Source organism: Caldisphaera sp. (genome assembly GCF_023256325.1).
Classification (GTDB): domain Archaea; phylum Thermoproteota; class Thermoprotei_A; order Sulfolobales; family Acidilobaceae; genus Caldisphaera.
The window spans coordinates 1-264 of record NZ_JAGDXI010000028.1; positions in this window are offsets into that span (position 1 = coordinate 1).

Sequence of the window (264 nt, forward strand, 5' to 3'; positions counted from 1 at the left end):
CCTGGTTAGGGCTTAGAGCCCTACCAGGGCGGAGGGCTGAAAGGTGGCGGGCCGTGCCGAAGATTTATATATTTGTAGCTTTGGGTGATTTTCATGGAAGTTGATCCTAAGGATATGTGGTGGTTGTTTGGTGTAATAGCTGGTGATGGGCATGTCGACAGATATTTTGTTGAGATTAGTGATATGTACAAGGAAAACTTAGAGGTTGTTGCTGGAATTATCAAGAAGTTAGGCTATAAAGCTGTAATAACTAGGGATAAGAGG